11 protein-coding genes and 3 tRNA genes are annotated in these 19668 nt (G+C 39.5%); 6 read left to right on the plus strand and 8 right to left on the minus strand.

The genetic code is table 11. The features are described 5' to 3' along the window. The first annotated feature begins 13 nt into the window (after nt 1–13). The 6 genes from BGO42_RS01870 to BGO42_RS01895 all read left to right on the plus strand — a co-directional run bounded on the left by BGO42_RS01870 (nt 14) and on the right by BGO42_RS01895 (nt 2817). Nucleotides 14–86: transfer RNA gene (locus BGO42_RS01870), tRNA-Gly, on the plus strand. A 15-nt stretch (nt 87–101) separates the two neighbouring features. Then, nucleotides 102–187: transfer RNA gene (locus BGO42_RS01875), tRNA-Leu, on the plus strand. Nucleotides 188–425: 238 nt separating this feature from the next. After that, entirely contained in the window at nt 426–1982 is a 1557-nt protein-coding gene (locus BGO42_RS01880; RefSeq protein ID WP_177731951.1) for an OmpA family protein, read from the plus strand. Nucleotides 1983–1986: 4 nt separating this feature from the next. Continuing rightward, a complete protein-coding gene (locus BGO42_RS01885; RefSeq protein WP_262888438.1) occupies nt 1987–2121 on the plus strand; it encodes a hypothetical protein in 135 nt (44 codons plus the stop codon). 70 nt (nt 2122–2191) lie between these two features. Continuing rightward, nucleotides 2192–2530 (plus strand): YegP family protein, encoded by a 339-nt coding sequence (locus tag BGO42_RS01890; RefSeq protein ID WP_177731948.1) that lies wholly within the window; start codon nt 2192–2194, stop codon nt 2528–2530. Nucleotides 2531–2731: 201 nt separating this feature from the next. Next, nucleotides 2732–2817, plus strand: a tRNA-Leu gene (locus BGO42_RS01895). A 356-nt stretch (nt 2818–3173) separates the two neighbouring features. Here the strand turns inward: BGO42_RS01895 and BGO42_RS01900 are convergent. The 8 genes from BGO42_RS01900 to BGO42_RS01935 form a co-directional block, all read right to left on the minus strand. Beyond that, the gene (locus BGO42_RS01900) at nt 3174–3713 is read right to left on the minus strand and encodes a hypothetical protein (protein WP_273245525.1); all 540 of its coding nucleotides are present in this window, start codon (nt 3711–3713) and stop codon (nt 3174–3176) included. A 15-nt stretch (nt 3714–3728) separates the two neighbouring features. Further along, nucleotides 3729–7778, minus strand: a complete 4050-nt coding sequence (locus BGO42_RS01905) for a DNA/RNA non-specific endonuclease (RefSeq protein ID WP_273245523.1) — start codon at nt 7776–7778, stop codon at nt 3729–3731. Between the two features lie 167 nt (nt 7779–7945). Continuing rightward, on the minus strand, nt 7946–9256 hold the full coding sequence (locus tag BGO42_RS01910; protein WP_273245521.1) for an ATP-binding protein: 1311 nt from the start codon (nt 9254–9256) through the stop codon (nt 7946–7948). A 288-nt stretch (nt 9257–9544) separates the two neighbouring features. Further along, nucleotides 9545–14374: a pyocin knob domain-containing protein gene (locus tag BGO42_RS01915; RefSeq protein ID WP_273245520.1), complete on the minus strand. Its 4830-nt coding sequence runs from the start codon at nt 14372–14374 to the stop codon at nt 9545–9547. A 1-nt stretch (nt 14375) separates the two neighbouring features. Beyond that, a complete protein-coding gene (locus BGO42_RS01920; RefSeq protein WP_273245518.1) occupies nt 14376–14807 on the minus strand; it encodes a hypothetical protein in 432 nt (143 codons plus the stop codon). A 201-nt stretch (nt 14808–15008) separates the two neighbouring features. Further along, nucleotides 15009–15206: a hypothetical protein gene (locus BGO42_RS01925; protein ID WP_177731926.1), complete on the minus strand. Its 198-nt coding sequence runs from the start codon at nt 15204–15206 to the stop codon at nt 15009–15011. Nucleotides 15207–15259: 53 nt separating this feature from the next. Beyond that, nucleotides 15260–18136 (minus strand): hypothetical protein, encoded by a 2877-nt coding sequence (locus BGO42_RS01930; RefSeq protein WP_273245515.1) that lies wholly within the window; start codon nt 18134–18136, stop codon nt 15260–15262. Nucleotides 18137–18228: 92 nt separating this feature from the next. Next, nucleotides 18229–19668, minus strand: coding sequence for a BspA family leucine-rich repeat surface protein (locus BGO42_RS01935; protein ID WP_273245514.1), 1440 nt, complete (start codon nt 19666–19668; stop codon nt 18229–18231).

Below are 19668 nucleotides of genomic sequence, written 5' to 3' on the forward strand. Positions count from 1 at the left end.
AGAGAATGAAAATGCGAAAATAGCTCAGTTGGTAGAGCGCAACCTTGCCAAGGTTGAGGTCGCGGGTTCGAATCCCGTTTTTCGCTCAACTACCTTACAATGCTCGAGTGGTGGAATTGGTAGACACGCTGGACTTAAAATCCAGTGAACAGTAATGTTCGTGCGGGTTCAAGTCCCGCCTTGAGTACAAAAGCTTCAAACTAACGTTTGGAGCTTTTTTTATTTATATAAATATCACATTTTCACGCACTTTTGTTATTTCTTAAAGTTTTACGAAATTCTCAAATTGTAGTCTTTATTTTACACCGTTGCACTTTATCGATTATTTACATCCGTTTAAAGATTTATTAACGTAATCATAATAATCGGGTATATATTCGTCACATCCATAAAGATTATACCAGAAACGTTGATAACATAGCAAAATGAAACCCTTCAAAATTATTGTTTGTTCTTTATTATTTTCATCACAATTATTCGCCCAGGGGCAGAGTAATTCCAATAAAACATATAAATTACCGCAAAGTAACGGTTTAAGCTTTACTACATTCGATTCAGGCGTAAATACTGAGTTATCCGAAGTAGGAACAGCTTTCTTTATGAACAAGTACCTTATTTTGTCTAACAAAAAAAGAGGGTTTGCCAAAGTTTCCGTTGATCCGGTAACAAACACGCCTTACAACAATCTTTTCTGTACCGATCTTGACAAAAACGGAAATCTTTTACGTCCGGTTATTTTCTCGAAATTACTGGATGCCGATACCGATGAAGGCGGAGTGACTTTTTCACCGGATGAGAAAACAATTTACCTAACAAAAGCGAAAGAAAACAATCCTAATCAATATTCGCTTCAAAAGGCGACGCTTGACCTGGAAACAAAAGGATACTGGAAAGATATCCAGGAACTATCAATAAACGGTGATTATTCAATCGAAACGCCTTATATGAATGCTAACGGCAAGAAGATTTATTTCGCGTCGGATATGAAAGGTGGTTTTGGAGGATTTGATATTTACAGTGCCGATGTACTTGCTGACGGAACATTGAAAAATGTAACCAATTTGGGTCCGACGGTAAACTCCGATAAAGACGAGAAATATCCTTATGCTACTGCAGACCAGAAATACATTTATTTTTCTTCCAAAGGACACGAGACTTTTGGCGGATATGACGTTTTCAGAGTTTCTTTAACAAACAAGGCTATCACCAATCGTTCCAACCTGGGAGAAACCATCAACACTCATAATGATGAGATTGCGTTTACCTTCAGCAATAACGCTAAGGGATATATTTCTTCGAACAGGAAGGCCGACAAGTCCGATTTTGACATTTACAAATTCGAATTAGTAGAATTAGAACAAAATTTCAATGCCGTAGTAGAAGAAAGCATCACTAAAACTGCTTTACCCAATGCCAGCATCGTTATTAAAAATGAGTTTGGCGAAATCATCAAGAAAACAACATCTGATGCTCATGGTAACATTGCCCTGAAAATGAATCCGCTATCGGCTTACAGCATCGAAACAAATAAAGAAGGTTACCTGCCAAATACTATATTTTTCAAACCGGACGGTAACGCTACACATTACAACAAACACATTGCCCTGGTTCAGACAAAAGCCAACATAACAGACAGCGCTATTGAAATTGAGAATATCTATTTCGATTTTAACAAAGCATCGCTACAAAAAGAATCAGAGCTTTCGTTAAACAAAATTATCGATGCCCTGGAAGCGAATCCGGACATGAAGATCAACATCAATGCGCATACGGATTCCAAAGGAAAAGCAGATTACAACATGACCTTATCCGAAAAACGTGCTGCAGCAGCTTACGCTTATCTTATACAGCACGGTGTTAGTGAGAACCGCCTGGCTTACAAAGGATACGGTAAAACACAATTAAAGTTTAAATGCAAAGGGAATTGTTCCGAAGAGCAGGAAAGCAAAAACAGAAGAGTAGAATTTATAATACAAAAATAGAATCATGAAAAAATTAATTTTAGCGGGAATTATTTCTGTTTCCGTTTTATCAGCATCATGCTCAGGAGGTTGGAACTGCAAATCAAGTTATGTTAAAAACGACGTAGCGAAAAAGAAAGAAATGCAGAAAGAAGCATAAAGAAAAGTCCCGTAAATCGGGACTTTTTTGTTAGTTTTGCCGTCCGAATTTTACAAGAAAGCAGCACTAAATGGGAGCATTTGTTATTACAAAAAGAGAAAACGGACAATATCGTTTTAATTACACTTCCAGAAAAGGTAAGATAATTTTAACCGGAGCCAGCTACAATCAGAAAGTAGAATGCGTGAGAGACATCCAGATCATGAAGATCTATTTTGAGAAGATGTTATTTCTCCGATTTAAGACTTCCAGCGGCAAGTATTTTTTCAGAGTGGTGGTTCAGGATCAGATTTGCGCTACCAGCAGAAAATTCACCACCGAATTGCGTATTGCAAAAGGTATTGAAGAGATACAACGCAATGTTGAAGCGGCAGAAGTGCTGGATTTTACCGAAGAGATATTCTTTTAAGTCATTGCTTAAAAAATAACCTCACATTTATCGGGCCGATAATCCTCCTTACCTCAGCAATATACCGTATTCCCTGTATTTTTTTCATCCGTATTCCTTAAGAAAGCTTGTGAAATTAAAATTTAATACTACCTTTGCAACGCAATACAGAAACGTATCGCATTATTCTCAAAATCGATTTTATATTTTCAAAGAATATAAGCTTGAGTGGTGGAATTGGTAGACACGCTGGACTTAAAATCCAGTGAACAGTAATGTTCGTGCGGGTTCAAGTCCCGCCTTGAGTACAAAAGCTCCAAACGTTGTTTGGAGCTTTTTTTGTTTTATAGCTGTTTGAAAATTGTGGGTTCTTGTCTTAATAGGTCTTTACTTATGGCTTGCTGTTATTTACTAAGGCCAGATCATTTATTCAAGCTTTAATTTTATGTTCATTTTTGACGAGGGGATAAATTATTCCAATAAATATAGAAAGCACAGCAAAATGTATTCTATAAGCCATCATAGCCACAAGATCTTAATGAGCAATAGAAACCATAAATTCACTTGATCCCAATGTAGATTACAAAGTCATATAATACATAAAAAAGTGAAGCCTCTTCAAAAGAAGAGAAGCCTCACTTTTATCATTTATAGCCTACACAGATTAAATATCAGACAAATAGTGCTCCATACCATCTTTATCATGCGTTGGAGCCATATAACGTTCTATTGCTACCGGATTTTTTAAGCTTTCGAAAGAAATATCCCCTAAACCTATACCAGTTTCAAATTTCTTTTTTATACGCATTTGATCTCCAAAAGTATAATCTTTTACAATCTTTAATTCATCATTAATTTTGGCAACAAATATACTTTCTCCATAACGAAAAATCATATTAATTGGGCTCCTACCAGAAACATACACTACATAAACATCTCCGTAAATTTCATCTTGATATTGGCTTATTTTATATATATTCCTTGGAGCCGACGGAATTGCATCTTGCCATTCTTCATAAAAATCATCATCCCATAATTCAGTTCGTGGAACCATCCCAAATTTATTCTGCAGTTGTTCAATACAAAAACTGTTCATATAAACCAATTTGTTATTATAGTCATCTAAATTTGGTTTTACTAAAGCATCTGCAGCTAATGCTTCGGCTTTTAAAAATTCATTTACAAAGGTTTTTATTTCTTCCATACTTAAAAAAATATATTATTTCAACACGTTTTGTAATGTTTCATCAGCTCCAATCTCTATTGGTATAATTCCATGAACTATTGGTTGATTTCCATTAAGTTTTACTTTTAAAACTTTATAGACCACTCCTTGAATTAACTTTGGATCTGTATCTTTTGCTAGCTCTTCACCTAAACTTTTCAGTATCTCTTTATCTGTATCTGGATTCAAGTCTACAAGTCTCATATATACAGTATTATCAGTCAATTGTTTCCACTTAGCTGTTACCTGTAAATCAAAGGTAATATAATTTTGCTTATTTATTTCTTTCTGATCATCTTCAACTGATTCCAATGCTTCTAGAAGTCTGTTTTCAGCCCCCTTCATAGTTTCTTTATTATATGGTCCAGAAGCCGTTACCAAATTTAATGTCTGCTTATAACCCGAACCTAAAAATAAATCGGCAATCATATGTGAAGCATTAAACTCAATTTGTTGATTTGGATCTTTCTTTAAATTTTCTATAGCCTTATTTGCCTCAACCTGATTTTTAGAATGTGTTTTACCTCTTGAACCAGTTTCTTTTGTCACCAGGTTATCTCCTTTCGCAGACTGCTCAAACAATTTTCCGTCAATATCAATAACTTTAAGGGAGTTTTCAAATTTTCTTATTGCTTTTTTACCATCAACTTCTACTTCATAAAAGTATGCAAATTTAATTTGTTTATTTGCCCCTATATACTCAATCTTTATCGGCTTATATTTTGTATGTTCAGCCTCTTTGGCAGAAAGATCATTCAATTCATATTTATCTCCAAAAGCATGGATATCTGCACTTAATTTATCAAATCGTTCTTGAGCTTTGTCCATACTCTCTGCTTTTTTAGGACTATCCTCCTTAAGCTTTTTAGAATTAACCAATGCTTTTTTAACGGACGAATTTTCGTTTTCTAATTGCGCCAGATCATTTATAATATTAGCATCTTTCCCGTTGTATTGATCTTTATTTTTCTCTACATGATTTCTAAATTTAGTAAGCTTTCTGGTTAACATTCCTTTTTCACTTGACATATAAATCTCGTCATTTTCAAAAGTTAAGGTATGTTTAGCACCATTCATCATAAGCGGTTCAGGTGCAATTTCAGAATCCATATTCTTGAAGTGCTTATCTTCCACTTGCTTTTTATCTTTCTTACTTCCAATACCAACCTTACCTAACAACGCTTTCCCCTTCTCCTTCACAAAATTCCAAAACCTGGTAATTCCGGCCACAATACGCTGACGTATCTTTCGGATCACAGCAAGCACCTTATCGGCCAATCCGCTGATACCTAATATCGAGGCTAACAATCCAATCAATACCGGTATGGCTTTTGCTAATGCATTTTCAATCGCTACGGCCACTGCGCCCACTTTACCGCTGGCAATTGCTGCCACACTATCCATAAAGGCTTTAATTAATTCGGCAATCTGTGCGGCACGCTGTACAAAGAATTTCACTACATCTATAATAGCCATAATAGCTTTTACAAAGGCTCCCACAGGTGATAACAATCCTAAAATCCATTTAATACCGGCCTGAATAACCTGGTTTTGAATGATATCCATAATGGCATCCATAACGGTTTCCTTCAAATCCTGGAATTGATCTTTCAGGTATTCCCAAAGTCCTGCAATACCATCTTTTCGTACTACCTGTACTATTTCAACACCTGTTTCCAGTACTTTCATTAACGGTTCCCCTACTACAGTGGCCCCGATAGAACGTATACCTTCCCAACCCAGGCTAAGTACCTGCATGGTTATCGAGAAAATTCCTTTTAATGAGAAGATATCTTCCGGCATGGTAATCGTAATCCCTTTTGACGCTCCTGTTAACCAACTAAAGAATCCGGTTTTAAGGTGTGTCCAGATATTTGTCGTAAAGTTTGAAAATCCTTGTCCAACACCCGCGATAAGATTACCGAAGAATCCTATAGGGTCCATAATAATAGCTCCTACTACCTCAACCACTTTCGCCAACAGGCTCATCAATGTGTTTTTCACTTCAATGATGAAGGCAAAAACACCGCTCAGGGCTTTTAACGCCATACCCACTAAACCGCCGTTCAGTTCTTTTAACGCTTTAATTCTGGCATCGACAGCTTCAATATTTTCAACATATTTCTTAGCCAATACATCAATAAGTGCATCTTTTTTACTGTCTACGTCTTTTTCAAGCGCATTGAATTTACCCTGGATTTCGCTGATCGCAGCTGCTCCCAGTTTCTTTAAACTTGGCGATAACGTGTCTACATAATTTTGCACCTCTTTTTTACCGGTAGCAATTCTTCTTTTTGCTGCGTTAAGTTGTGATGCTACAACATTAGCGATATTGTCAATGTAAACATCCATCGTTTTGATATAAACTTCTTTTCCGCTTGTAAAGAATTCATTAACTTCCGGTGGAAGACCTACAACGGCATCTTTTACACGTTTTAGATTTCTCCAATCCAACCAGGAATCGCCGTAACGTTTCTTTTTATAGGCTGTCATCTCCTTGTCCACATGGTTTTCAAAAGCAATTTTTGCAGCTTTACTACCTGCTGCAAATTTACCCGCAACGGTATCATCAAGACCATTTAGAATATCATCAACATCTTTTTTGGTATCCCCATAAATTTTATTGATCTTATCCGCAATCTCTTTACGCTTCTCGGTATCTTTCGACGCCGTTTGCTGCTGGTTTCCAAGCACTTTATCCAATCCGCCCTTACGTGTGCCATGCATACCCGAAATTTGCTGTGCCGCTTGTGCCTGAGCTTCATTCTGAGTTTTGTTTATTTGCTGACCTTCCTCGGTTCTAAACTGGTTTGTAGCCGCCTTACTTTGCTCTTTTGCTTTATTTTTCTCATCTAAAGCCCCTTTAAATGAAGGTTCATTAGAGTTGGCAAGCATGCTATCCGTAACACCATGCTCTTTCATCTGGTTATCAATGCTGTCTGTTTCTGACTGAATCGGTTTTTCAATGTTAGCCGCATCTCTTTTTGACGGCATTGCCTTAGACGCATTAATAGCTGACGGAGCTTTACCATGATCCGGCGTTGGCATTTTGGCAACATTTCGAACAGGTTGTGCTCCTGTATCCGGTTTTTGAGATGTCGTATTCGCGATACTTCCCGAAGCGGCATTTTTCTCTTTTTTCACCGAGCCCATTGCCTGCTCGTTTACCTGTTTGATGTTGTTATTTTTTTCAAAATTGTCGGCCTGCTCTTCATTTTTAGGAAGCTGCATCCCGGCAATTTTCTTTTTCAGTTCGGCTTTAAAAGCAGCTGCACTAAACGTACCCGGTTCCTGTTCACTCATTTTTTTCACCTGCCCGGCTTGTGCCTTACTTTGGCGCTCGTTTGCCGGCGAAGGTGCTGCAGCCTGTGCATCCTGTGATGCTTTACCGGCTGGTCCATGTTTTCGTTGTGCTTTTGCTGTTGTCGTTATCTGATCCTGCATTTCCAGGAAAACAGGATTGGCCGTAGCCGTCTTCGGTGTTGCATCTTCAGCTTCCGGTACTTCCTCTTTGTCGGCAACTGGTTCCAACGATTCTGCATTCACCACTTCTCCTTTATCAACAATTGCTGGCGATTTAAGCGGAGCATCCGTACTGGATGTACCCGCGGCAGTAGCCACCGGAACCAGTTCCTCTTTTTTATCTGCCTGAGCCGCTGTTGCTGGTTTCGCTTCCGCCGGCTTAGCATCGTGGTATTCCCTCAATTCACTAATGCCCAGCGTACTCTTATACTCCATCTCTTTCTGTTTGGTATCAGGATGATCCAATTCCCCTGTTTTCTCAAGACTGGTCTGAAGTTGTTGGTACTTTTGTTCAGCACCATCGGAATACGCCGGACTGGAGCCATGAACCGCCGGAATGCTTTCATTACCGGACGTCGGGCTGCTATTCTCAACGGAAGCTGGTCTTTCCTGTATATTAGGGTCCTGCGTTTGAGAATTGGCATTCTCAGTTTCGCGCAGAGAAAGAGGCAAAATCACTGCCTGTTTCTGTTCTTTCTTATGCGCTGCTTTCTTCGGATTACTCTCTTTCTCTGCGTTCATTTACCTTACTATTATATTATTTTCTTGGTTTTGTGATACAGTTTTGCACTATACAAGGCGTAACGGTATGCGTTACATCTCTTATAGCACATTACTGTCTGAAAAAAAATCAAAAAATCAGACGATTGTAATTTGATTTTGGAAGGCTTAATCGATTGTTAAGCAGTTTATGCGAATATTCGATCTTCTTTTAAATATTCTTTTTGAATACTTTCCTTCAATACGTCCAGGCTTACTTTGTAATCGGCCGATTTTGAGGCTATTGTTTTCAAACTTATATCCTGAATGACATTCATGATATTTGAACCTGTCAGTTCATAGCGTCTGGCGATATCATTTAAGTCAATATTTTCTAAGTTCAATTGTTTGGGCAAATTATGTTGCCAGATACGCAGACGCTCCTCATGCTTGGGACTATTGAATCTGATGCAGCTATGAAAGCGTCGCGTAAAGGCTTTGTCCATATTGTTTTTATAGTTTGATGCGAGTATGATCAATCCCGAAAAGGTTTCGATTCGCTGTAACAGATAGGAAACTTCCTGATTGGCATATTTATCGTGTGCATCGCGAACGTTGGTACGTTTACCAAAAATGGAATCGGCTTCGTCAAAAAACAGTATCCAGTCTTTGTTTTCTGCTTTATCAAAAAGCTTGGCCAAATGTTTTTCCGTTTCACCAATGTATTTCGAAACCAGCATGGAAACATCCACTCTAAAAACAGGTCGGTTTATATATTTCCCCAAAAGGCTTGCAGCCAATGTTTTACCCGTACCCGGATCGCCGTAAAACAACACCCGGAAGCCTGGTTTTAAGGTTTTTTGCATACCCCATTCCTCCATGAGTATATTACTGCTACTGTACCAGGCTTCTATGCTTTGAAGTTCGTTTAACGTGGATTGGGGAAGTATGAGGTCGCTCCACGATCTGCGGGTGTGTAATTGTTCTGCCGGAAAATCTTTACTCATTTTTGGCAATAATTCTACGCCCTGCAGGATGCGGTTAAAAGCTTCCTGCGTGACATTTATCTTACTGCCAATTGCGTCTTCATCCTGATTTGCCAGCTTTATAATGTTTTCTTTTATTAAGATATTCGAGTCATCAAAATATTGCAATACCTGTAATCGTCCTGCAATACAGCTTCCTCCTAAAATATACTGTACCGCTTCGACTGTTGGATAAAAAAGCCTGCCGCTATCATTGGTTGAACATACGTCAAACAATACACTATTGGGTACCTCTAAATAGATACGTCGTAACAACGCCGGGTCCAATCTTGGCATCAATGCCATTAAGAGAATGACAACTTCCTGATGGGCAAGCTCTTTTTCCGAGATATAGTCTCCTAGTGGAAAGCCTTCATGGTCACTAGTGCTATATCCAGGTGCTTCTATATTGAAATCTTTTGAAGGATTGTTAATTCGCCAGATAATTACTTGTTCTAGATAACTGAATATTTGCTGTAATTTTTTTGACTCCATTGTATTTTTGGTGTTTGTTTTTTAAACTTCTGAAGTTCAAAATTCACTATTTTTTTTCTCAAAAAGTATTTTTTCGGGCGCTGTATTCAGTAGTTGCAGTAAGTCGTAAAATTTACCATTTTTAAAAACCAAACAACTAAAGATCAACCATATACCAATAACCGCGTACAAGCCGGGAAAACCCGGATTGTAATACTTTATGTGTCTGTTTTTGATTGTTCTTCCGGCTAAGGCAGTATGCCTTAAAAAACCTCACAGGCAGATTGAAATACCTGTGAGGTTTTGTGTTTAGTAGTTCCTTTTTATATAGTTGACTACGATATAGCTCTTGTCTGCCATATTGAAAGAGAGCATACCTTCTTTATCAAAGAATTCGTAATTGTGCGGTTCAACAATGTATGGTGAATAATACTTTCCGTCATCTGTCCTGAAACATACTATGTATTTTATTTGTGCATTTACCAGATCCTTGTCTTCATATTTTTCGGACGGATTATGATAAAACGTAAGGATTTTCAAATAGCCTTTCTCATTTTTATCTCCGGGCTCCATAGCTAATTGTGCTAAATTAACAGCACCATTTGGCGATGTAGCAGGAGCAATGGTCAGCTCACCCGAAAAGTTACCAGTTCCTTCAACATCTAATCTTGCTACAGGTGCCGATGTCCCTATCCCGACATTACCTCCCTGTCTTTGCAGACTTATATCCTTACTGTATTTCTGGCCGTAATTGCCTCCCTGTATATTCGGTATCTGCAGTTTATTAGTCTCCAGTCTTAGTGAGCTATCCTCGGATTTATCCAGAGAAGCAAAAGCACCTTCAATTCCTAAATTTCCTGTTTTTGTTTCATTTCCTGTTTTGCGCAGATAATCGCCGCCACTATTGGTCATACCATTCCAGGGAGACCACTCCCCGTTATAAAATGCACGATGGTATATCATATTGTTCGTTCCATAGGTATGGTAGGTCTGATAGCACATCACCTCATCTTTATAATTTCTGACAACGGTTAACATCCCTGCCATAAATGAAGGATAATTCTTGCCTGATCTCGCTGCTTCATCAGAGTTTTGAGAGAAAATACCGGTTCCCCTGTATTCGTTTAAGTCCTCATCATACCCCAACTGTCCTCTAACATTTAAAGTGCCTTGTACGTCTGCTTTATGGGCCAATCCTTCATACATAACAGTTATACTTTCAGCAAATTTCGCATCCACATCGGCGGCATTCGCTTTTGACGCTAATCCCTGATACATTTCGGCGGCACTTACTTTTTCGGCTAATCTGGCATTCACTTCAGCAGTGTTTGCCTTTAAAGCCAAGCCAGCATTCAGGTCGACCATACCTACTTTTTCAGCTAATTTGGTATTCACGTCAATCGTATTTGCTTTTTCGGCAAGTCCTGAACTTAAATCGGCTTTATTGGCTTTTAATGCCAAGCCTTCATGCATAATGATGTTTGTTTCCGTAAATTTCGTATCCACATCACTTGCATTGGCTTTTCCGGCTAATCCGGAATTCAGATCGGTTATATTCGCTTTTGCAGATAATTTCCCATCAACATCAATAGTGTTGGCTTTTAAAGCCAGACCGGCATTCAAATCGACCATGCCTACTTTCTCTGCTAAACCTGAACTCAAATCGATTTTGCTTGCCTTTAAAGCTAAACCTTCTTGTATAACAGTACTCGTTTCCGCAAATTTCGCATCCACATCACTTGTGTTGGCCTTTCCGGCTAATCCTGAATTCAGATCGGTTATATTCGCTTTTGCAGATAATTTCCCATCAACATCAATAGTGTTTGCCTTTAAAGCCAGACCGGCATTCAAATCGACCATGCCTACTTTCTCTGCTAAACCTGAACTCAAATCGATTTTGCTTGCTTTTAAAGCTAAACCTTCTTGTATAACAGTGCTCGTTTCCGCAAATTTCGTATCCACATCACTTGCATTGGCCTTTCCGGCTAATCCTGAATTCAGATCGGTTATATTCGCTTTTATAGCAAACTTTGCATTAACATCGGCTGTATCAGCTTTTAATGCCAATCCTTCATGAAGTTCTGTCGCACTTACTTTCTCCGCTAATTTTGTATCAACATCCAGTATATTGGCTTTTGAAGCAAGTCCTGCGTTCACATCAGTTATATTCGCTTTTACAGCAAATTTTGCATTGACGTCAGTTGTATCGGCTTTTAATGCCAAACCAGCATTGATAACGGTAGCACTTTCCGATATTTTTGCATTAACATCGGCTGTATCGGCTTTTAAAACCAGTTCCTCATGAAGTTCTGCTGCACTTACTTTTTCTGCTAATTTTGTATCGACATCAAGTATATTGGCTTTTGAAGCAAGTCCTGCGTTCACATCAGTTATATTCGCTTTTACAGCAAATTTTGCATTGACGTCAGTTGTATCGGCTTTTAATGCCAAGCCCTCTTGTAATTCTGTCGCGCTTACTTTTTCGGCTAAACCTGTACTCAAATCAATTTTGCTTGCTTTTAACGCTAACCCGGAATTCAAATCTGTGATATCCGCTTTTAAGACTAATCCCTCATGAAGTTCTGTTACGCTTACTTTCTCCGCTAATTTTGTATCAACATCCAGTATATTGGCTTTTGAAGCAAGCCCTGCGTTCACATCAGTTATATTCGCTTTTACAGCAAACTTTGCATTCATATCGGTGGTATCGGCTTTTAATGCCAATCCTTCATGCAATTCTGTCGCGCTTACTTTCTCTGCTAAACCTGAACTCAAATCGATTTTGCTTGCTTTTAAGGCTAAACCAGCATTCACATCGGTTATATCCGCTTTTAATACCAGGCCAGCATTGATAACGGTAGCACTTTCCGTGATTTTGGCATTTACATCAGTGATATCTGCTTTTAAGACTAATCCCTCATGAAGTTCTGCTGCGCTTACTTTCTCTGCTAATTTTGTATCGACATCGAGTATATTGGCTTTTGAAGCAAGTCCTACGTTTACATCAGTTATATTCGCTTTTACAGCAAACTTTGCATTCACATCGGTGGTATCGGCTTTTAAAGCTAATCCCTCTTGCAGTTCTGTCGCACTTACTTTCTCTGCTAATTTTGTATCGACATCGAGTATATTGGCTTTTGAAGCAAGTCCTGCGTTCACATCAGTTATATTCGCTTTTACAGCAAATTTTGCATTGACATCGGTTGTATCGGCTTTTAATGCCAAGCCCTCTTGTAATTCTGTCGCGCTTACTTTCTCTGCTAAACCTGTACTTAAATCGATTTTGCTTGCTTTTAACGCTAAGCCGGAATTCAGATCCGTGATATCGGCTTTTAATGCCAGGCCAGCATTGATAATGGTAGCACTTTCCGTGATTTTTGCATTCACATCGGTGGTATCGGCTTTTAAAGCTAATCCCTCTTGCAGTTCTGTCGCACTTACTTTCTCTGCTAATTTTGTATCGACATCGAGTATATTGGCTTTTGAAGCAAGCCCTGCGTTCACATCAGTTATATTCGCTTTTACAGCAAATTTTGCATTCACATCGGTGGTATCGGCTTTTAACGCCAAACCTTCATGCAATTCTGTTGTGCTTACTTTTTCGGCTAAACCTGTACTTAAATCGATTTTACTTGCTTTTAGAGCCAAGCCGGAATTCAAATCCGTTATATCCGCTTTTAATGCCAGACCGGCATTGATAACGGTAGCACTTTCCGTGATCTTTGCATTTACATCAGTGATATCTGCTTTTAAGACTAATCCTTCCTGAAGTTCTGTTGCGCTTACTTTTTCGGCTAAACCTGTACTCAAATCTACTTTGCTTGCTTTTAAGGCTAAACCAGCATTCACATCGGTTATATCCGCTTTTACAGCAAATTTTGCATTCACATCGGTGGTATCGGCTTTTAATGCCAATCCTTCATGCAATTCTATCGCACCTATTTTCTCTGCTAATTTCAAATTGACATCAATGGTGTCTGCCTTTAAGGCTAAGCCGGCATTCAGATCGACCATGCCTACTTTCTCCGCTAAACCTGAGCTCAACTCGATTTTACTTGCCTTTAAATTCAGATCCGTTACATCGGCTTTTAAAGCCAGACCGGCATTGATAATGGTCGTACTTTCTGTGAATTTTGCATTCACATCAGTTAGGTCGGCTTTTAAAACTAATCCATTATGCAGTTCTGTCGCGCTTACTTTTTCGGCTAATTTCAAATTGACATCGCTGGTGTCGGCCTTTAAGGCTAAACCGGCATTCAGGTCGGTTATATTCGCTTTTACTGCGAATTTTGTATTCACTTCAGCCAGGTCGGCTTTCAAAATTAAGCCATCATGCAATTCAATAGCACTTACTTTATCGGCTAATTTTGTATTGACATCGGTTAGGTCTGCCTTTAAAGCTAGACCGGCATTAACATCAGCGATATTCGCTTTTACAGCAAACTTTGTATTCACTTCAGCCAGGTCTGCTTTTAAAATCAAGCCATCATGCAGTTCGATAGCACTTACTTTATCGGCTAATTTGGAATTCACTTCAATAGTGTTTGCTTTTAAAGCCAGTGCATCAGCAACGCCACCACTTGAAACAGCATTATTACTTCCTGCTGTTGGTGTGCTATCCACATCGGTTGCTTTTGGAACACGTCCCCAGGCAGTACCATTAGAAATAACCCAATCACCAATTTTGAAATTGTTACCCTGCTGGGCTCCTTCAACATTTACTACCCAATATTTTCCTTTATTAGCCGATGCGACCGGTAAAGCAGGATTATTTGTTGCCGCATCATACGTTCCCTGATAATTAACCGCACCAACAAGGGCATCATTAATTTGTGAAAGGGGTATTTTTCCGTCAACAAGGTCCGCTTTATTCAAGAACCCGGCATTTAAGAAGTCAATTGCGTCCTTTAGCTGCTGATCAAAACCCAGCGCTGTCCATTCCGTTCCATTATGTCCCTCAAACTTTTCAGTCATTGGATTAAAACGAATACGTCTCTTAAGTGCAACATTCGGCAATACATGCGCCTCAGAATCCTCAGGAACCTGCATAACAGTTGTAGCACTTACACCACCAAGATATTCCGAAATTATAACTTCGTCTCCTGTTGTAATTGTTTTACCTTGTGCATTGATTTTCATATTATCGTTTTGTATAAAGTATTATATATTGTGTGTTTGCTCTAAAATCCCAATTCGATAAAGTCCCGGTTATCGGGTCCAGTTGTATTACATCCATATCTATCTGCCCCATATACATCACTGCATTCAGCGTGGTATTTTTAAGCGCATCAACCTGCAGTTCAGAAGTGTCAACGGTTGGAAAAACGGGTAAAAACTGATACGGTGTCGAAACCCTTGCAAATAGTTCAGCATGGGCATTCATGTCTGTTGCATGAATACCGAGCGATGCTTTTTCTGCTTTATTATCAAGATCGGCTTTAAGATTCTGAATTTTAGCCTGTGGAATAATATCGTCTTTATGCCAATAGCTTTCCATCCATTCCCAAAACTGGGATTGTGTTGGAAACAAGCCCGTTTTAAACCAATTTTTTAAAATATTCTTACTTGCCATAATTATCCTTTAAATTCAATAAACATTACTATTTTTTATAAGGGCTCCTTATTTCAAAGGTTTGACCACCATTTGTTATCGTTGCTGGATTCCCCTTATCCGAACCCAATGCCTGAAGGCAGCCTGATTGCTTTATTCTTAAATTCTGTTGCCGAATTAAAATTCCGGCAGGCTTTTTCCTCCTGCCGTTATTACTTTTACCTATACCGTTGGTTCGGCGTCTTTATTCGCCTGTTTTGCAGGTGGTTCCTGCAATCTTAATTTAAGCGCTCCACATACTGCCACAAATATTCTCAAAGCAGCTCCCACCCATTCCGGTGCATTAATTTGTTTTAAGAACAAAGGCATAATGTCTGTTGTCTGATCGATCACTGCTAAAATGATTACTACTGCGAACAAAGTCCAATTTTTAAATTTTTCCATAGTCTATTTGGTTTTATTTGGTTACTGCTTTATGTCCATCTTGACGTATCGATTGGCAGCCTCACCCAGTTATTGGTGTCTACGCAAAAGTATACGTATGAAGATCCTACTCTTATTTCGCCTTTTCTGCCGGTGTCTGTCTGCGATGTCGGAGCGGTATAGCCTATATTCGCATCAAAGTATTTTTTGACCCCTCCGGCCGTCACATAATTCAGATCATTATTGAACTCGCTACCGGAGTGATCCGTTACGTTTCTAAGACCGTAGTTATAGGCATTTACTAATATTCCGTGTCCGGATGCATCGGAAGCTCCCAGTTTCAGAAATGTTTCAAATCCGAAATAGTCTCTAACATACAGTTCTGCATTAGTGCCGGTTCCGGTATCGAATAAATCCAGTTTGGCGCTACCATAGGCAAGCCCAGGTCCTATCTGATCATTACTTTTAGATTCAATTCTTACCAGGCCTCTTTTTTCAGCAATTGAATTGACTGCTAAAACTTCCTGCAATCCGGAAGCCGGAGGAATAACCGGTATCTGATCCGTAGTTGCCAGAGTACCGTTTCGTTCAGGTACGTTCAGGTTGTAGGTAGCGGCTGTTACACCGGAAGTCGGAAAGTTCAGGTTAACGCTGCCGGTAGCAGCATTTTGAATACTTATCCCGTTTTTTTTATAAAATGTTTCCGACAGATTCCCGGTTGTGGCTTTAATCATCATCCCGCCGGGATCTGAAGTATATGGAACCGGATTTAATATTGTGAACTCATTGGTATTGTTTAACGTGATGCTATTGAATGCAGCACTCGACCTGGTATTAAGAACCGTATCTAATCCGGGCGATAATGAACTTCCTTTAAAAAGATTACCGGATTCATCTGTTACAATGGGTTTATAATAGCTGTCATTGCCCGTTGCTTCCATTAGCTTCATGTTAACAACTGCCGGTTTAACCGTTGGCTGAAAATAGGATATCGGAGTTACCACCGTTCCGATTGTTCCATCATAAACAAAATATCGGTATTCTCCTATCATTATTGACGAGAAGCCATACACACCAACAGCTCCGTCTACATCTAACATAACCGCTACTTCATTCCCAAGCTGGTCAGACAGGTTATAATGTATGTTAAGTCTTAAAAAGGTGTAGTTGTCATAATCCGGATACCCTGTATCATTGCCCACTATTTCGATATTAGCATATTCTCCAAAATGCTGATACGGTATATTTTCCACTACGGCTTTACCCGTTAATTCCACATAGGACAATTCTTTTAAAACAAGCGCTTCCGATGCATGACTAACGGAACCATTGTCATTCATCAGCATGACTCTTTTTATGCCTGTTTCCGGTTCTCCGGAATCGGGAGGAACCTGCATTCTGACATCGGCATAGTTTAATTTCCGGTACTGGTAGTTTCCGGTCATCTCTATCGAAATGGTATTCTCATCATCCCAAAGCTGGTAGTTGGAACAATACATTATTCCGCCTCTATCGCCAAAATCTTGTTTTGTAAAGGTGTAGTAATCTGTATAAGTATCTTCGTTTTCGGTTATGGTTAACTCAAAGTTTATTTCATTACTATTTGTTATCGCACTACGGTCCTCGTTGAATATAAAAGTTCTGTTCAAAAGGTTCCCGTCCGGGATGTCTGCCCTTACCGGTACTAATATAAGTGCCGGATCGGTTTCACTGGCATCCGTATCATCACCTAACAAAGCAAAGGTTCCGACTTTGTTATAAGTAAAAGAATTATAATCCATGTCTACCGACCTGTCATCGTCCATCTCGTTATCTCCTGTTCCGAATTTGTTACCGTTAACCATCTGAACCAGGTCCTGCTGCGCTACTATTTCGCCGCTAATTGTTCCCCAGGTAGCCGTTCCGGAACTACCACCATCTATAGTAATATTTCCTTCTTTATCGGCAGGCTTGCCATTTACGGTAATGGGTATGATATACGGATTTGAACCGGGGTCATTTCTTCTCGGGCTGGCCGGCCACACATAGAAATGCCTGCCTTTATAGGCAGAACCCATTTCATGCTGCAGTCCGATATAAACATCATATTTAGGTTCTCTGCTATAGCCGCCATAAAGCCTGTAACCGGAATCATAATATTCGGCATAGTTGTCGTCTGTATCGGCTGTTCCGGATCTGGATATTATTACATTTTTTCTGCTGACGTTTCCCTTATTGGTTACTTCATTTAATGTTGTCGCCGGCAGCACATTGTAAATTGGGGTCTTTTTTAGTTTGTCACCTTCAACAACGACCACTTCCTGGCCCATTCCTTTATCCATAACAGGTGGTAGTCCTGCAATTATATCGGAATACTTTTCTCCTACGAATCCCTGATATTTATATGATCCTCCAGATAAAAACTCAGACCTATAGATCCATTTCCGGTTGTTTGCATCATAATTAACATAGAAGCCTTTCGGGAAATAAGGAGCTCCGTCTTTTGAAACCAACAGCTGTAAATATCCGCCGGGAGGCGTGTAGCTTATATTGCTTCCATCGGCTCTGTAAATTGTACAAACCCCTTCCGTTTCGTCATTTTCTAAAATGACTGCTCCCTCATCCTGAGCCGTCAGCTCTTCTATGTTTCCATAAGGGGTATAGTTGTTGATTATGAAATCGCCAGCATGGTCAAACTTCATATTCTTTCCGTTCATATCCACAAACCGGTGGTTAATCCCATCCGGCATTTTATTGTCCTCTATACCGAATCTGCTTCCGGCACCTTTTTCGGCTTTATTCTCAAGGTCGGTTATAAGGTTTTGAATTCTGGATTGCGGAATAACCTCGTCTTTATGCCAAAACGAGTCCCATGTTGCCCAAAATTGTATTTGTGTTGGCTTCAAACCGGTTTTGAACCAGTTTTTTATTTCTGCTAAACTTGCCATATAATGTTTTTTATTATTTACGTTCCTGTTTATTGTGTCTTCCGGTAATTATCGCTGCAAAATCCGGTTGTATTTATGATCCTCTTTTTATTTTATCCGACAATTGTCCATCCTTTATTGGTCGCAATAGCCCTTTCTTCTGCAGTGAGTAATGAAGAACCCCAGTTATTGGTAATGGTTACGGTTTTTGACACCACACCTGATGCCAGGTTGTTGAATATATCAACCAAGGCACTTTGTGACAGTTTAGAATTAGCATACGTAATTGTATTTTTCGTTCCTGAGAGCGCCGCTTTACTCAAGGAGCCGCAATTGATGAATATGTCGGTGAGATTTGTTCCATTGGACGTATTCAATGCCGGAACAATATCCAGTTTACCGCATGAATGAAACATGATACTGAAATCTGTTCCATTTACCGTATCCAACAGCGGAACGGTTCGCAAGGCTGTACATTCAAAAAACATACTGTTGAATTCGGTTCCGCTTACAGTATTCAATAAGGGAACGGTTCGTAAGGATGTACATCCTAAAAACGTGGCAATAAAGCCCGTCACTTTTGACGTATCAAATAAAGGAATGGTTCGTAAAGCAGTACATCCCAGGAACATGGCATTAAAGCTCACGCCATTGGATGTATTGAATAGCGGAACGGTTTTTAATGCCGCACATGAGGCAAACATATTCGTAAAAAAAAGTCCTTTTCCCGTATCAAATAAGGGTACTTTTTGCAATGAAGTACAGGATCTGAACATATAACTGAAATCTGTTCCGTTTGAAGTATCAAACAGGGGCACTATTTCCAGTGCTGTACAGGAGGCGAACATATTGGTAAAATTCGTTCCGTTTGAGGTATCCAATAATGAAACGGATTGCAGCAGACTGCATCCCTGAAACAATTTACGGAAGTCGGTCATTGCATTATTGCCTAAAAAACAAAACGCTTCTAAATATCCGTGATACATTACAGATCCGCCAATAGCGAGACTCGTCATGTTTTTTCCGCTTAGCCTGATATCCATCCATCCGGAACTGTAAAAATTCAGGAAAGCCTGTTTGTGCTTTCGCTGCAAATTGATACCGGTCAGATTCTGGCCCGCCTGAGGCGTAATCGTAACGATAGCCTGCCGGCAACCGCCTGTCGTTTCCGTTCCTTCAAAAGAGCCATACGAATAAGTATGATAGGCCGTAACTCCGGAGGCGAAGTTTTCAACAACACCATCACCCCAATCTACCGTATAATCTGCTGTAGCAGCAAGCGAAATAAAGTTACTATCTTCCAATACCGCATATAAGCCCACGAATTTCTGATCGCCGGCCACTACCTTGTTTTCTATGGGTAACCAATCTGCAGGGCGCACCCATTCCAGCGGATCTTTTTCGTTATCCGCTGTCGTTATTTCAAGAATCTTACCGGCATATTCCCTAAAGGTGGTTTCCGCAGGAACCGTAACGCCTTTTAAAATGATAGCCTCCCTTATTTCGGCTTTCGTCTGGCCCAAATAGGTTAGTTTATCTGCAATTGTTCCCAT

It is taken from the genome of Flavobacterium sp. 40-81, assembly GCF_001898245.1.
In the GTDB taxonomy this organism is placed as follows: domain Bacteria; phylum Bacteroidota; class Bacteroidia; order Flavobacteriales; family Flavobacteriaceae; genus Flavobacterium; species Flavobacterium inviolabile.

Coding starts and splice junctions, on each gene's coding strand:
- BGO42_RS01900 (WP_273245525.1), bottom strand. CDS start 3,713: ATGGAAGAAATAAAAACCTTTGTAAATGAATTTTTAAAAGCCGAAGCA.
- BGO42_RS01880 (WP_177731951.1), top strand. CDS start 426: ATGAAACCCTTCAAAATTATTGTTTGTTCTTTATTATTTTCATCACAA.
- BGO42_RS01920 (WP_273245518.1), bottom strand. CDS start 14,807: ATGGCAAGTAAGAATATTTTAAAAAATTGGTTTAAAACGGGCTTGTTT.
- BGO42_RS01930 (WP_273245515.1), bottom strand. CDS start 18,136: ATGGCAAGTTTAGCAGAAATAAAAAACTGGTTCAAAACCGGTTTGAAG.
- BGO42_RS01905 (WP_273245523.1), bottom strand. CDS start 7,778: ATGAACGCAGAGAAAGAGAGTAATCCGAAGAAAGCAGCGCATAAGAAA.
- BGO42_RS01915 (WP_273245520.1), bottom strand. CDS start 14,374: ATGAAAATCAATGCACAAGGTAAAACAATTACAACAGGAGACGAAGTT.
- BGO42_RS01935 (WP_273245514.1), bottom strand. CDS start 19,668: ATGGGAACAATTGCAGATAAACTAACCTATTTGGGCCAGACGAAAGCC.
- BGO42_RS01910 (WP_273245521.1), bottom strand. CDS start 9,256: ATGGAGTCAAAAAAATTACAGCAAATATTCAGTTATCTAGAACAAGTA.
- BGO42_RS01885 (WP_262888438.1), top strand. CDS start 1,987: ATGAAAAAATTAATTTTAGCGGGAATTATTTCTGTTTCCGTTTTATCA.
- BGO42_RS01890 (WP_177731948.1), top strand. CDS start 2,192: ATGGGAGCATTTGTTATTACAAAAAGAGAAAACGGACAATATCGTTTT.